General features: G+C 71.0%; 11 protein-coding genes and 2 pseudogenes. 11 read left to right on the top strand and 2 right to left on the bottom strand.

The genetic code is table 11. From position 1 onward, the window contains the following. Positions 1–4: 4 nt before the first annotated feature. Both EV378_RS21160 and EV378_RS21165 read right to left on the bottom strand, forming a co-directional pair. Entirely contained in the window at positions 5–784 is a 780-nt protein-coding gene (locus tag EV378_RS21160; protein ID WP_132428951.1) for a coniferyl-alcohol dehydrogenase, read from the bottom strand. After that, positions 781–1,197, bottom strand: a complete 417-nt coding sequence (locus EV378_RS21165; RefSeq protein ID WP_132428953.1) for an SCP2 sterol-binding domain-containing protein — start codon at positions 1,195–1,197, stop codon at positions 781–783. The genes EV378_RS21160 and EV378_RS21165 overlap by 4 nt, the downstream gene beginning before the upstream one ends. Positions 1,198–1,296: 99 nt before the next feature. Between EV378_RS21165 and EV378_RS21170 the strand changes: the two genes are divergently transcribed. From EV378_RS21170 to EV378_RS21220, 11 genes and pseudogenes are all read left to right on the top strand, one after another. Beyond that, complete coding sequence (locus EV378_RS21170; RefSeq protein ID WP_132428955.1) at positions 1,297–2,688, top strand: aldehyde dehydrogenase family protein; 1,392 nt, start codon at positions 1,297–1,299, stop codon at positions 2,686–2,688. Positions 2,689–2,742: 54 nt separating this feature from the next. Next, positions 2,743–3,333: a TetR/AcrR family transcriptional regulator gene (locus EV378_RS21175; protein ID WP_132428957.1), complete on the top strand. Its 591-nt coding sequence runs from the start codon at positions 2,743–2,745 to the stop codon at positions 3,331–3,333. A gap of 303 nt (positions 3,334–3,636) precedes the next feature. Then, positions 3,637–4,602 (top strand): annotated as a pseudogene (locus EV378_RS21180) (ABC transporter ATP-binding protein); the annotation flags it as partial. 643 nt (positions 4,603–5,245) lie between these two features. Continuing rightward, positions 5,246–5,977 carry an MlaE family ABC transporter permease gene (locus EV378_RS21185; RefSeq protein ID WP_243653940.1) on the top strand — a complete coding sequence of 244 codons (732 nt, stop codon included), beginning with the start codon at positions 5,246–5,248 and terminating at the stop codon, positions 5,975–5,977. Positions 5,978–5,981: 4 nt separating this feature from the next. Then, positions 5,982–6,833 carry an MlaE family ABC transporter permease gene (locus tag EV378_RS21190; protein WP_132428961.1) on the top strand — a complete coding sequence of 284 codons (852 nt, stop codon included), beginning with the start codon at positions 5,982–5,984 and terminating at the stop codon, positions 6,831–6,833. Positions 6,834–6,861: 28 nt separating this feature from the next. Continuing rightward, positions 6,862–8,316 (top strand): MCE family protein, encoded by a 1,455-nt coding sequence (locus EV378_RS21195; protein WP_132428963.1) that lies wholly within the window; start codon positions 6,862–6,864, stop codon positions 8,314–8,316. Beyond that, positions 8,313–9,371, top strand: a pseudogene (locus tag EV378_RS21200) (MCE family protein); the annotation flags it as partial. The gene EV378_RS21195 and the pseudogene EV378_RS21200, both read left to right, overlap by 4 nt. A 231-nt stretch (positions 9,372–9,602) precedes the next feature. Continuing rightward, positions 9,603–10,571, top strand: a complete 969-nt coding sequence (locus tag EV378_RS21205; RefSeq protein ID WP_132428967.1) for an MCE family protein — start codon at positions 9,603–9,605, stop codon at positions 10,569–10,571. Continuing rightward, entirely contained in the window at positions 10,571–11,899 is a 1,329-nt protein-coding gene (locus tag EV378_RS21210) for an MCE family protein (protein ID WP_132428969.1), read from the top strand. Before EV378_RS21205 ends, EV378_RS21210 begins: the two co-directional genes overlap by 1 nt. Next, complete coding sequence (locus EV378_RS21215; RefSeq protein WP_132428971.1) at positions 11,896–13,155, top strand: MCE family protein; 1,260 nt, start codon at positions 11,896–11,898, stop codon at positions 13,153–13,155. Before EV378_RS21210 ends, EV378_RS21215 begins: the two co-directional genes overlap by 4 nt. Further along, complete coding sequence (locus EV378_RS21220) at positions 13,152–14,396, top strand: MCE family protein (RefSeq protein WP_132428973.1); 1,245 nt, start codon at positions 13,152–13,154, stop codon at positions 14,394–14,396. The genes EV378_RS21215 and EV378_RS21220 overlap by 4 nt, the downstream gene beginning before the upstream one ends. Positions 14,397–14,400 lie beyond the last annotated feature (4 nt).

The following is a 14,400-nucleotide window of genomic DNA, read 5'->3' on the forward strand; positions in this document are numbered from 1 at the left end:
CTCCTCAGATCTGCGGTGCGGGGACCATGCCGGTCAGGACGGCCCCGCTGATACCGCCGTCGGCGACGAGCGCGTGACCGTTGATCCACGACGAGTCCGGTCCGGCCAGGAACGTGACCGGCCCGGCGATGTCCGACGGCGTCGCGTGCCGGCCGAGGAACGCGGCCAGCGCGTCCAGGTTCTCCTTACCCATCGACTCCTCGAAGTCGCCGAGGATCGGCGTCTCCACCGGTCCGGGGCAGACCGCGTTCATCCGCACGCCGTTCTCCGCGAACACCGGCGCCATCAGCATCGTGTAGACGATCAGCGCCTCCTTCGAGAAGTTGTAGGCGTTGCCGGGCTGCGGGTTCGCGGCGAACCAGGCCAGTCCTTCGTCGACGGTGTCGGTGGCCAGCAGGTCGCGCAGCGCGTCCAGCCGGGACGCCCAGTCGTAGCCGGCGATCGACGCGACGTTCACGACCGCGCCGCCCGGCCCGATCCGCTCGACGACGGCCTCCGTGAGGTGGCGCAGCCCCAGCAGGTTCACCCGCATGACGAGCTCCGCGGGCGCGGTGCCCGGGACGCCCGCGACGTTGCACAGCGCGTCGAACTCCCCGTCCAGCGCGGCGACGGCCGCGTCGATCGAGTCCACCTCGGACAGGTCGCAGTGGACGTGCCGGTCGACGGGGACGGCGGGGTCCTTGACGTCGAGCGAGGTGACGTCGTCGCCGGCGTCGGCGAACCGGCGGGCGACCTCGGCGCCGATCCCGGACGCGGCCCCTGTCACCAGGACGCGACGGCTCACGACGAGACCAGCAGGTCGTCGCGGCCGTCGGCACGCAGCTTCTCGACGTAGACCGGGAACAGGCGCTTGGACAGCGGCGCGAGCTGCAGCAGCTTCGTGACCCCGCCCTCCACGGTGACCTTCTTCTTGGCCATCGCGAACGTCAGGTTGACCTTGCCCTGCCAGTAGGCATTCGCCGTCTCGGTGGCCATCGTCATCGTGGCCGACGCCTCCGGCGCGCCCGGGTCCGAGCCCTTCCAGACCTTGCCGCCGGGCAGGTCAATGATCAGCGCCGAGTCCGGTTCGGTGCACTGCTGGCGCAGCACGAGTCCGGTCGCGCGGAGCCTGGGTTCCAGCTCCGGATCGGCCAGCGCGGTCTCGAAGATCCCGCCGATGTAGCGGTACAGCTCGTCCTCGTCGGCGAAGCCGGGCACGGGTCCTCCACGTCGTCGTGTGGTCGGTTGCGTCGCCGAACATAACGTAGATTACGTTATCGTCAAGCCGATCCGACCCTCGACGACGCGGGAGAACCGATGACCGACACCGCCGTGCCGACCCGACGCGCCGACCCGGTGGCCGAGGTGGACCGGCTGCGCTCGACGTTCGCCACCGGCCGCACCCGCGCCCGCGGCTGGCGGATCCGGCAGCTGCGCGGGCTGGAGCGCATGCTCGCCGAGCGCGAGGACGAGTTCGCGGCGGCGCTGGCGTCGGACCTGGGCAGGCCCTCCGTCGACGCCTGGCTGGCCGACCTCGCGCCGACCGCCGCCGAGTCCCACTACGCCCGCCGCCACCTGCGACGATGGATGCGCCGCCGCCGGACCGGGCTCCCCCTGTCGGTGCTGCCGGGCCGGGCGCACTACGAGTACGAGCCGCTCGGTGTCGTGCTCGTGATCGGGCCGTGGAACTACCCCGCGTACCTGACGCTCGCGCCGCTCGTCGCGGCACTGGCCGCGGGCAACTGCGCCGTCGTCAAGCCGTCCGAGTACGCCCCGGCCACGGCCGAGCTGCTCGGGACGCTGCTGCCGCGGTATCTGGACCCGGATGCCGTCGCCGTCGTGCCGGGTGGTCCCGACGAGACGCAGGCCCTGCTCGCGCAGGGCCTGGACCACGTGTTCTTCACCGGCAGTCCCGAGGTCGGCGCGAAGGTGATGGAGGCGGCCGCCCCGCACCTGACGCCGGTGACGCTCGAGCTCGGCGGCAAGAGCCCGGTGATCGTCGCCGCGGACGCCGACGTCGAGGTCGCCGCCCGGCGGATCGCCTGGACGAAGCTGATGAACTCCGGCCAGACCTGCATCGCGCCGGACTACGTGCTCGCCGACGCCGCCGTCGCCGACGACCTGACCGAGCGGATCGTGGCCGAGACGACGCGCTTCCGCGGCGGCAGAACGGGCGGGCTGCGCGTCGTCGACGCGCGGCAGGCGACCCGGCTGTCCGGCCTGCTGGACGGGCACGGCGGCACGGTCGTGACCGGCGGGACCGTCGACCCGGATGCCCGGACGGTCGAGCCGACCGTGGTGCGCGACCCGGACGTGGGCTCCCGGCTGATGACCGAGGAGATCTTCGGCCCGATCCTGCCGGTGCTCACCGTGGACGGCGTCCACGCGGCCGTCGCGCACGTCAACTCCGGACCGAAGCCGTTGGCCGCCTACGTCTTCACCGCGTCGTCGACGACGGCGCGGAGGGTCACGCGCGACGTCCCGGCGGGCGCGACCGTGGTCAACCATCTGATGTTCCACGTGCTCGCCCCGCAGCTGCCGTTCGGCGGCGTCGGGCGCAGCGGGACCGGCGCGTACCACGGGCGGTTCGGGTTCGAGACGTTCTCGCACCGGCGGTCGGTGCTGCGCAAGCCGACCCGGCCGGACCCCGGATTCGTCTACCCGCCCTACGACGGCCGCACGGAACGGCTGCTGCGCCGGATCTTCTGACCGGCCGTGGCAGGCTGGAGCGGACAGAGCGCCACATCGGAACGGGAGCAGCGGGTGCCCAGGAGAGCGGGCCGGCAGGTCGTCGCCGAGCAGTACTACGACGCGGCCATGACGATCCTCGCGCGGGACGGGGCGGCCGGTCTGAAGATCGGTCCGTTGTGCCGGGCGCTCGGTGTGACCAGCGGTTCCTTCTACCACCACTTCAACGGCTGGGCCGGGTTCGTGCGCGGCCTGTTGCGGTACTGGGAGGCCGAGCAGACCGACCGGATCGTCGAGCTGGCCCGCGCCACGGCCGACCCGGTCGAGCGGATGCTCGTGGTGAAGCGCCTGACCGTCGAGCTGCGCCACGACGCGGAGGCGGCCATCCGGGCCTGGTCGGACAGCGACCCGGACGTCGGTGGCGCGCAGCGACGCGTCGACCAGCAGCGGACGGTCGCGCTCGAGCAGGTCGTCGCCGACGTCGTCGGCGAGGGCGCCGACGCCCACCGGCTCGCCGTGCTCGGGATCTCGCTGATGGTCGGGTTCCAGCAGACGTGCGACCCGCGCGACCGCGACCTGCTGCGCACGATGTTCGACGACTACCAGCGGCTGATCCTGTCCTACGCGCCGGCGCACCTGCGGGACGTGAGCCCGCCGATCGGGTGACATTCGGGCGGGACAGGTGATCATCGCGGACCGGCCGCGCTGCGTGAGGTTCCGGCCGATCGGACCAGCCCGCTGCACGGACGAGCCCAATCCCCACCGCGGTCCACGACGGAGCGTCGCCGCTCGCGACCCTGGGTCACCGTAACGTAATCTACGGTACGGATCTGCCTCGTTACCCGCCAGTACGGGTCAGTAACCTCGCCCCGCGCCACTCGTTGGGTGGTTCAGCACCGACGAGTGGCCTGCGCTCCCCGGCATCCGGGCCCCCGGTGTGTCAGCGGTCGAACGCGAGGAGGCGGACGAGTGACCGGTGTGGAGGTCAAGGTCGAGGGACTGACGAAGTCCTTCGGCCGGGCGAACATCTGGTCCGACGTGACGCTCACGCTGCCTCCTGGTGAGGTCAGTGTGCTCCTCGGCCCGTCCGGAACGGGCAAGTCGGTCTTCCTGAAGTCGCTGATCGGGCTGCTCAAGCCGGAGAAGGGCTCGATCGTCATCCATGACACGGACCTCGTCCGCTGTGGCGAGTCCCGGCTCTACGAGCTGCGCAAGCTGTTCGGCGTGCTGTTCCAGGACGGCGCGCTGTTCGGGTCGATGAACCTCTACGACAACATCGCGTTCCCGCTGCGCGAGCACACGAAGAAGTCCGAGGCGCAGGTCCGCGACATCGTCGCCGAGAAGATGGACATGGTCGGCCTCACCGGCGACGAGTCGAAGCTGCCCGGCGAGATCTCCGGCGGCATGCGCAAGCGGGCCGGCCTGGCCCGCGCGCTGGTGCTGGACCCGGAGATCATCCTGTTCGACGAGCCCGACTCCGGTCTGGACCCGGTCCGCACGGCGTACCTGAACCAGCTGATCATCGATCTGAACGCGCAGACGGACTCGACGTTCCTGATCGTCACGCACGACATCAACACCGCGCAGACCGTTCCGGACAACATCGGGATGCTCTACCGCAAGCACCTGGCCATGTTCGGCCCGCGCGAGGTCCTGCTCACCTCCGACGACCCGGTCGTCGCCCAGTTCCTGAACGGTCGCCGTGAGGGCCCGATCGGGATGAGCGAGGAGAAGGACACCGCCCAGGCCGAGAAGGAGATGGCCGAGGCGGGTGAGCTCGAGGGCCTGCCGGAGATGAAGCCGCAGCTCGAGGCGTCCACCGGGATGCCGGACCGGCAGGCGGTGCACCGGCGCCGCGAGCGCGTCGAGGCGATGATGCACGAGCTGCCAGAGCCGGCCCAGCAGGCGATCCGCCGCTCGTACGACCAGCAGAGCGGCGACGCGCGCGGCGGCGACACCCGCGAGTACGCCCGGCCCGACGGCGGCGAGCGCGAGCAGGTCACGGTCGTGTCGGCCGGTCAGCCGGCGGCGTCGGAGGAGAGGACGCAGGAGGCGCCGCGCGAGCAGCAGGCGCAGGCCGCGCCCGCCCCGTTCGACCCGACGCTCACCGACGGCCGCGACGACCCCGACGACCGCCCGACCGACGTGCACCCGAAGGTGACCGACGACGGCCCGGCGCCGGACGACCGGCCCACCGACGTCCGCCCGCTCACGCCGGTCGACGGCGCGCCCGCCCGCGAGGACGACGCGTGGACCGGCCGGGCGGTGCAGGGCTCGGCGTCCCCGGACGCGTACACCGATCCGTACAGCGAGGGCTCCGGTGACCCGTACGTCGCCGACGCCTACACCGCCGACCCGCACGAGAACCAGGGCGGCGGCGACGAGGGCGGCGCCGGCGAGGCGGAGAAGGGCGGCCGTCGCCGGCTGCGGTTCTGGGGCAAGGGGGACGACTCGTGAGCGAGCGTGCGAGCGAACCATCAGACGCAGCACCGCCGGGAACGCGGCCGACGAGCGCCGGCGAGGAGGCCTCGTGACCGCTCCGAGCCCGATCACGCGGGCGCTCACGCCCGTCGGGAAGATGTTCGGCCTCGCCGCCGACATCGGCAGGCAGGCGTTCCGGCCGCCGTTCCAGCTCCGCGAGTACGTCGAGCAGACCTGGTTCGTCACGAAGGTCTCGGCGCTGCCGACGGCGCTGTTCACGATCCCGTTCGGTGCGACGATCGCGCTGCTGCTGGGCGAGCTGACCCGCCAGTTCGGTGCGCAGTCGCAGACCGGTGCCGGTTCGGTGCTCGCGATCGTGCAGCAGGCCGCACCGATCGTCACGGCGCTGCTGATCTCCGGGGCGGGCGGCAGCGCGGTCTGCGCCGACCTCGGTGCCCGGACGATCCGCGAGGAGATCTCCGCGATGGAGGTCCTCGGCATCTCGCCGATCCAGCGGCTCGTCGTGCCGCGGGTGCTGGCCATGGCCACGACCGCGGTCGTGCTCAACGGGCTCGCCACGGTCGTCGGTGTCACCGGCGGCTACTTCTTCAACGTGATCATCCAGGGCGGGACGCCCGGCGCGTACATCGCGAGCTTCTCGGCGATCGCGCAGGTCTCGGACATCGTCGTCAGCGAGGTCAAGGCGTTCCTGTTCGGGCTCGTGGCCGGGATCGTCGCGGCCTACCGCGGGCTCAACCCGCCGCCCGGTGCCAAGGGCGTCGGCGACGCGGTGAACCAGTCCGTCGTCATCTCGTTCGTCCTCGTCTTCCTGATCAACCTCGTCCTGACGGCGCTCTACCTCGAGCTCGTTCCGCCGAAGGGTCTCTAGAGTCATGGCCGTCACCTCGTCCCCGCTCGGCGCCCGGCTGCGGCGCTCGCTGCAGGCGCCGCTGGACCAGCTCGAGGAGCTGGGCGACCAGCTCTCGCTCTACATCCGGTCCATCCTGTGGATGCCGAAGACGATCACCCGCTACGGCAAGGAGGTCGCCCGGCTGCTCGCCGAGGTGTCCTTCGGGTCCGGCGCGCTGATCGTCATCCTGGGCACGGCCGGCGTCATGGCGTCGCTGTCGCTGTTCGTCGGGTCGCTGGTCGGCCTGCAGGGCTTCCGGGCGCTCGACTCGCTGGGTGTCGAGGCGCTGACCGGCTTCATCACGGCGTACTTCAACACCCGTGACATCGCCCCGCTCGTCGCGGCGTCCGCGCTGACGGCGACGCTCGGCGCCGGCTTCACCGCGCAGCTCGGCGCGATGCGGATCTCCGAGGAGATCGACGCGCTCGAGGTCATGGCCGTTCCCAGCGTCCCGTACCTGGTCACCACGCGCGTGATCGCCGGGATCATCGCGGTCATCCCGATCTACACGATCGGCCTGCTGGCGAGCTTCGTCGCGTCCCGGCTGAACGTGACGCTGATCAACGGGTTGCCCGGCGGGACCTACGACCACTACTTCGACCTGTTCCTCCCGGTCAGCGACGTCCTGTACTCGTATCTCAAAGTGATCATCTTCGCCGCGGTGATCATCCTGATCCACTGCCACTACGGCTACCGGGCCACCGGCGGCCCGGCCGGTGTGGGCGTCGCGGTGGGTCGCGCGGTGCGGCTGTCGATCGTCTCGACGGCGATCCTGGACTTCTTCCTGACGCTGGTCATCTTCGGCACCGACACGTCCGTGCGGGTCGCGGGATGACGCGGCGGTCGGGAGCGGGGGTGCCGGCGTGAGATCGTCCCGCAAGGTGCTGCAGGGCCTGGCGTTCGTGATGGTGATCGTCGGTCTGCTCGGCCTGTCGGTGGCGTCCTACGCAGGCGTGTTCAAGCAGTCCGACGACGTCCAGCTGAAGGTCGACCGGGTCGGGACGCAGCTGCAGGAGCGGGCCGACGTCAAGGTGCGCGGACTGATCGTCGGCCAGGTCTCGCAGGTCTCCACGGACGGCCCGGTCTCGACGATCACGATGCAGATGGATCCGGCGATGATCGACCAGATCCCGTCGAACGTGACCGCACGGCTGCTGCCCAAGACGCTGTTCGGCGAGAAGTTCGTGTCGCTCGTGCCGCAGCAGGGGCCCTCGACGAAGCCGCTGGCCGCGGGCGACGTGATCGACGAGGACCGCAGCCAGTCCGCACGAGAGGTCGAGCGCGTGCTCGACGACCTGCTGCCGCTGCTGCAGGCCGTCCGCCCGGACCAGCTCGCGTCGACGCTCGGTGCGCTGTCGTCCGCGCTGCAGGGCAGGGGCGACCAGCTCGGGCGCACGCTGGAGCAGCTGAACACGCTGACCAAGGGCCTGAACCCGTCGGTGCCGGACCTGCAGGAGGACATCCGCCAGCTCGCGGACTTCTCGCAGAACCTGTCCGACGCCACACCGGACCTGCTGGCCTCCACGGACAACCTGACGACGACGCTGCGCACGGTCGTCGAGCAGCGGGACGGTCTGCGCAACCTGTTCGGCAAGGTGACGACCGCGTCCGACGACCTGCGGGCGTTCCTGGACGCCAACGGCGACAACATCATCGGCCTGACGAAGGCGAGCAGGCCGACGCTGGAGACGCTGGCCAGGTACTCGCCGGAGTTCCCCTGCCTGACCCGCCAGCTGGTGGACCTCATCCCGAAGATCAACGACGCGATCCACCCGGACACCGATCCCGGCGTCCACATCACGCTGGAGATCGTCGCGAACAAGGGCAAGTACCTGCCGAACCAGGACGAGCCGGAGTACGGCGACGACCGCGGGCCGCGCTGCTACCCGATCCCGACGCCGAAGGGCACCCAGTACCCGCCGGACGGCCCGTTCCGTGACGGGTCGGTGCCCGGGCCGGCACCGGAGGGGCAGCCGATGGGACCGCCGGCACAGTTCGGTGTCGAGGACTTCGGGACCTACGACGGGACGAACTCGTTCGGCCTGATCCAGGACCAGACCGCGATCAACGGGGCGGGCCCGTTCCCGGTCCTGCCGGCGTCGCCGCTGTCGGGTACGCCCCTGGCCGGCGTGCTGCCGGGGATCACGCCCAGCTCGTACAACTCCTCCGACATGGGCATCGGCAACTCGCCCGGTGAGCAGCAGATCGTGTCCGAGCTGCTGGCCACCCAGCGCGGCGGAGCGCCGAAGGCGGTCCCGGCCTGGAGCACGATGATGGTCGCGCCGATGTACCGCGGTGCGGAGGTGACCGTCTCGTGAGTCGCCTCCCTCTCGGCCCGCTCGTCAAGTTCCTGATCTTCTCGGTGATCACGGCGATCCTCACCGTCGTCCTCGGCGTGACGATCGCGAACGGCCGCGGCGGCGACGTGACCGACTACAGCGCCCGGTTCTCGGACGCGACCGGCCTGCTGCCCGGCGACGACATCCGGATCGCGGGCGTCGTCGTCGGCACGGTGAAGAGCATCGAGGTCGTGGACCGCAAGGTCGCCCAGGTCGACTTCTCGGTCGACTCCGGACAGCAGCTGCCGGCCACGGTGAACGCCACGATCAAGTACCGGAACCTGATCGGCCAGCGCTACGTCTCCCTGGACCAGGGCGCGGGCCCGACCGGTGAGCTGCTGCCGGCGGGCGGCCAGATCCCGCTGGAGCGGACGCGGCCGGCGTTGAACCTGACCGTGCTGTTCAACGGGTTCCAGCCGCTGTTCCAGGGCCTCGACCCGCAGCAGATCAACCAGCTGTCGTTGAACATCGTCCAGACGCTGCAGGGCGAGGGCGGCACCGTGCAGAGCCTGCTGGCCAGCACGGCGTCGCTGACGAACTCGATCGCCGACCGGGACAGGGTCATCGGGCAGGTGATCGACAACCTGAACGCGGTGCTGGACACCGTGAACCGCAACGACCAAGGGCTGAACGAGCTGATCAGCTCGCTGCAGGCGCTGGTGTCCGGCCTGGCCCAGGACCGGCAGCCGATCGGCCAGGCGCTGGAGTCGATCGGGACGCTCACCCAGGTCACCGGTGACTTCGTGCAGCAGGCCCGGCCGCCGCTCAAGGACGACATCAAGAACCTCGGCGACCTGTCCACGCAGCTCGACCAGGGACGCCCGGCCGTCGAGCACTTCCTGCAGCTCGCGCCGTACAAGCTGAACAAGATCGCCCGGGTGGGCAGCTACGGCAGCTGGTTCCAGTTCTACGTCTGCCAGCTCAGCGCGACGGTCGACGTCAGCGAGGTCCCCGGCTTCCCGAACTTCCCGCAGCTGCCCGGCTTCCCGCTCGACCTGAACCTGCCGAAGGACGACGCGCCCCGCTGTGGCGCCGACCCGGACCAGGACGGTCTGAGCGTCGCGAACGGGGACATCCCCGGGCGGACGGGTGGCGACCAGCCGCATCCCGACAACAGGGCGGCCGGTCCCGCGGCCCAGGAACCGACGACACAGTCGCTGGACGCCCTGACCAGCGGTGGGGGCGCGCCGCCGACCGACTCCAGCAGCAACCCGGCGGCTCCGCTGCTGCCCGCGCTGCCCGCCCCGACCCCGGGAGGCAACTAGATGGCCGGGGTGGGGGAGCGCAGGCCGGTCCTGCTGGCCACGATCGGGATCGTCGTGATCCTCGCGATCACGCTCGTCGCGTTCAACTTCAAGCCGCTGTTCGGCGGTGGGAGCACCTACGAGGCGCAGTTCACGGAAGCCGCAGGCCTGCAGGCCGACGACCAGGTGACGGTCGCGGGCGTCGAGGTCGGCCGGGTGCAGAGCGTCGACCTGGAGGGCGACCACGTCCTGGTCACGTTCAACGTGACCGACGCGTGGGTCGGCAACCGGACCACCGGTTCGATCGAGATCCGGACGCTGCTCGGCTCGAAGTTCCTGGCCCTCGATCCGCGCGGCGACGGCGACCAGGACCCGGACCAGGTGATCACCGCGGACCGGACGAAGTCGCCGTTCGACGTGGTGGACGCGTTCAACGGCCTGTCCGGGACGATCGACCAGCTGAACACCGACCAGCTGGCGCAGAGCCTGCAGACGCTGTCGGACACGTTCCGGAACACACCGCCGGAGGTCAGCGGCACGCTCGACGGCCTGTCGCGCCTGTCCCAGACGATCTCCAGCCGGGACGCCCAGCTGAAGACGCTGCTGGCCAACACGCGGCAGCTGTCCACGACGCTGGCCAACCGTCGCGGCGACATCGTGAAGCTCGTCAACGACGGCAACCTGCTCCTCGGTGAGCTGCAGGCCCGGAAGACCGCGATCGCGAACCTGCTCGACGGCACGAAGAAGCTGTCCGTCCAGCTGCGAGGGCTGGTCGCGGACAATAAGGACCAGCTCCGGCCGACGCTGGAGACCCTGGACAAGGTGCTCGGGGTGCTCGAGCGCAACCGGGACGACCTGGGCGAGCTGCTCGACAACGAGGCGGTGTTCCTCCGGGTGTTCGGCAACGCGCTGTCCAACGGCCGCTGGTTCGACAACTACGCGTGCGGCCTGCTGCCGCCGCCCATCGGTCCGATCGGTGGTGGCTGCTGATGGGATCGTGGGCCTCGGACCGCAGGGCGCTGCAGCTGACGGCGCTCGCCGGCATCGTCGCCGTCCTCGTCGCGGCCGGCTTCTGGCTGGTCACCGACCGGGGCGGACGCCAGATCACGGCGTACTTCACGAACACGTCGGCGCTGTACCCGGACAACGACGTGCGCGTGCTCGGCGTGCCGGTCGGCAAGGTCGACGCGATCACTCCGGACGGCAACCAGGTCCGCGTCGACATGACGATCGACGACCAGGACCTGGTCCTCCCGGCGGACGTCAAGGCCGCGATCGTCTCGCCGAGCCTGGTGACCGGTCGCTACGTGCAGCTGACGCCGACCTACTCCGGCGGTCCGGAGTGGACGAACCAGGTGATCCCGGTCGAGCGCACGGCCGTGCCGCTCGGCGTCGACGACCTGGCCCGCACGGCGACCGAGCTGTCCAGGGCGCTCGGTCCGGACGGCGCGAACAAGACCGGCGCGCTGAACGACGCTCTGAACGTCGGCGCGGCGAACCTGGACGGCAACGGCCGTAAGCTGAACGACACGATCCGCAACCTCGGCGGGCTCGGCGCGACGCTGAACGGCTCCGCGCCCGACCTGTTCGGGACGATCACCGAGCTGCAGAAGTTCGTGTCCACGATCAAGGACAACGACCCTGGCGTCCGTGAGCTGAACGGCAAGCTCGCCGACGTCACGAGCTTCCTCGCGTCGCAGCGGGGCCAGCTCGGCGACGCGTTGCGCGAGCTGTCGTTCGCGCTCGGCGAGGTGGCCGACTTCGTGCAGGACAACCGGGCGACGCTGAAGTCGAACGTGGACAAGCTGACCAGCGTCACGCAGGAGATCGTCGACCACCAGAAGGCTCTGGCCGAGATCTCCGACATCGCGCCGGCGGCACTGTCCAACCTGACGAACATCTACAACGGGTCGTCGGAGACGCTGGACACCCGGGCGAACCTCAACGAGCTGTCCCAGCCGTTCCCGGCGCTGGTCTGCCAGCTGGCGCAGTCGCAGGCCGGCAACCTGCCGCTGCCGGTCGACCTGGGGAACGCCTGCTCGACGATCCTGTCCGGCCTGGGCGGACTGCCGAACCCGCTGGCCCCGCAGGGCACGCAGGGCGGGCTCCCGGCACCGGCGACGACCGGCCAGGCGACGCCCGGCCTGCCGCTGAACCCGCTGCCCGGCACGCCGCTGGCCCCGACGGCCGACCCGTCGGCGCCGCTGGCGAACCCGCTGGCTCCGCAGCAGCGCACCGCCCCGGCGCCGGCCTCGCCGACGCCCGCCCCGAAGAACGACGGCGGGTTGCTCGGCGGACTGTTCGGAGGTGGCTCGTGAGGGCACGTCTGACCCGGCTGGTGGCGCTGCTCGTCGTCGTCGGCGTGACGGCGAGCGGCTGCGGCGTGCTCTCCGGCGGCCTGCGCGGCGTCGAGCTCCCCGGTGGCGCCTCGCTCGGCGACGACCCGTACCGGGTCCAGATCGAGTTCGCGGACGTCGTCGACCTCGTCCCGCAGTCGCTCGTGCGCGTCGGCGACGTGCCGGTCGGCACGGTGGAGAGCATCGGCGTCGAGCCGAAGTCGTGGAACGCGATGGTCACGGTGCTGGTGAACCGGGACGTCTCGCTGCCGTCGAACGCGACGGCCAAGGTGCGGACGACGTCGCTGCTGGGGGAGAAGTTCGTCGAGCTCGACGCCCCGGACAAGCCGGCGCCCGGCTCGCTCGCCCAGACCGGGAAGATCGGGCTGCAGGACTCCGGTCGCGCGGCCGAGGTCGAGGAGGTTCTCGGCGCGCTGTCGATGCTGCTCAACGGCGGCGGCGTCGCGCAGATCAAGACGATCTCGACCGAGCTGAACAAGGCGCTGACCGGCCGCGAGCCGCAGGTCCGCGAGCTGCTGGACAACCTGAACAAGCTCGTCGGGTCACTGGACGACAGCCGCGACGACATCAACCGCGCGCTGGACGGGCTGAACCGCCTGTCCGCGACGCTGGCCGAGCGCCGTCCGCAGATCGAGAACGCGCTGCAGAACCTCAGCCCCGGCCTGCGGGAGCTGGAGGCGCAGCGCGCGCAGCTGGTGAACATGCTCAAGTCGCTCGACCGGCTCTCCGGCGTGGCCACGAACGTGATCAACAAGAGCCGCGAGGACACGCTGGCGGATCTGGAGAACCTGCGGCCGGTCCTGCGGAACCTGGCCGACTCCGGGCAGGACCTGCCGAACTCGTTGCAGCTGCTGCTGACGATCCCGTTCACCGACGCCGCGACGGACGCCGTCGCCGGTGACTACGCGAACCTGTACATCAAGGCGGACATCGACCTCGGCGTCATCCTGAACAACATCCTGTCCAGCAACCAGACGCCGCTGGCGAACAACCCGCTGACCCGGCAGCTGCCGCCCACCGGACGGCTGCTCGCCCCGCTGCTCGGGGCGAACGAGGGCCAGCAGACACCGGCGCCGGGCGGTGCCCCGGGAGCGCCGCCCGCGGCGGGCGCCCCGGCCCCGGCCCCCGCCGCACCCGCGCCGGCGACGCCAACGCCGACCCCCGCGCCGAAGAGCGGCGGCGGTCTGTTCGGCGGGCTCTTCGGAGGTGGCTCGTGATCACCAGGACGGTCCGGCTGCAGCTGATCGCGCTGGTGCTGGTCGCGGTCGTCGGCATCGGCTACACCGGTTTCCGGTACGCCGGGCTGGACCGCATCTTCGGTGCGACGACGTACCCGGTGACCGTCCAGCTCGCCGACTCCGGCGGCATCTTCACCGGCGCCGACGTCAGCTACCGCGGGGTCAGCGTGGGCCGGGTCGGCCCGCTGACGCTCACCGACCGCGGTGTCGACGTGCAGCTGGACATCGACAACGGTGCGCCGCCGATCCCGTCGGACACGAAGGCCGAGATCCGCAACCTGTCCGCGATTGGTGAGCAGTACGTCGACCTGCAGCCGGCCACGAACGCGGGCCCGATGCTCGCGGCAGGCTCGGTGGTCCCGCAGAACCGGACGCAGACGCCGGTCGGGGTCGAGGACCTCGTCGTGAACCTCGACGACCTGGTCCGGACGGTCCCGCTGGACAACCTGCGGACCGTCGTCTCCGAGCTCGGCGACGGCTTCGCGAACACCGCGCAGCCGCTGCAGCAGCTGCTGGACACGACGGGGCAGTTCACCCAGGCCGCGACGGACGCGCTGCCGCAGACGACGGCGCTGATCCAGGACTCGCGTCCGGTACTGACCACGCAGAACGAGGTCGCGCCGCAGTTCAAGGAGTTCGCGGCGAGCCTGAACCAGGTCACGGCGCAGCTCAAGCAGTCCGACCCGGACCTGCGCCGGATCATCGCCGACGGCCCACGGCTCGGCGACCAGGTCAGCGGCCTGCTGCGGGAGAGCGGCCCCGGACTCGGCGAGTCGATCGCGAACCTGCGTCAGATCACCGAGCTGCTGGAGAACCGGCAGGCGGGTCTCAAGCAGATCCTGGTCACGTACCCGGGTCTGGTCGCGATCGCACCCAAGGTCGTGCCCGGCGACGGCACGGCACACCTCGGCCTGGTCCTCAACGTCAACAACCCCCCGGTCTGCACGCGTGGCTACGACGGCACGACGCGGCGTGACCCGGACGACGTCTCCGAGGTCCCGGTGAACTCGGCCGCCTACTGCGCCGAACCCCCCGGGAGCCCGACCAGCGTGCGTGGTATGCAGAATGTTCCCAAGGCGGAGACCCCGATGCCGCCTGCCGACGCAGGGAACACTCCGGCGCCGCCACCCGCGGCGGGTCCGGACCCGGCAGCCGCGACCGGCCAGGCCGCACCGCCGGCCCTCGTCACCGACTTCGCCCAGATCCTGGGCGGGGCCTGACGGC

It is taken from the genome of Pseudonocardia endophytica (assembly GCF_004339565.1).
Taxonomy (GTDB): Bacteria; Actinomycetota; Actinomycetes; order Mycobacteriales; family Pseudonocardiaceae; genus Pseudonocardia; species Pseudonocardia endophytica.

Coding starts and splice junctions, on each gene's coding strand:
- EV378_RS21190 (WP_132428961.1), top strand. CDS start 5,982: ATGGCCGTCACCTCGTCCCCGCTCGGCGCCCGGCTGCGGCGCTCGCTG.
- EV378_RS21205 (WP_132428967.1), top strand. CDS start 9,603: ATGGCCGGGGTGGGGGAGCGCAGGCCGGTCCTGCTGGCCACGATCGGG.
- EV378_RS21185 (WP_243653940.1), top strand. CDS start 5,246: ATGTTCGGCCTCGCCGCCGACATCGGCAGGCAGGCGTTCCGGCCGCCG.
- EV378_RS21210 (WP_132428969.1), top strand. CDS start 10,571: ATGGGATCGTGGGCCTCGGACCGCAGGGCGCTGCAGCTGACGGCGCTC.
- EV378_RS21170 (WP_132428955.1), top strand. CDS start 1,297: ATGACCGACACCGCCGTGCCGACCCGACGCGCCGACCCGGTGGCCGAG.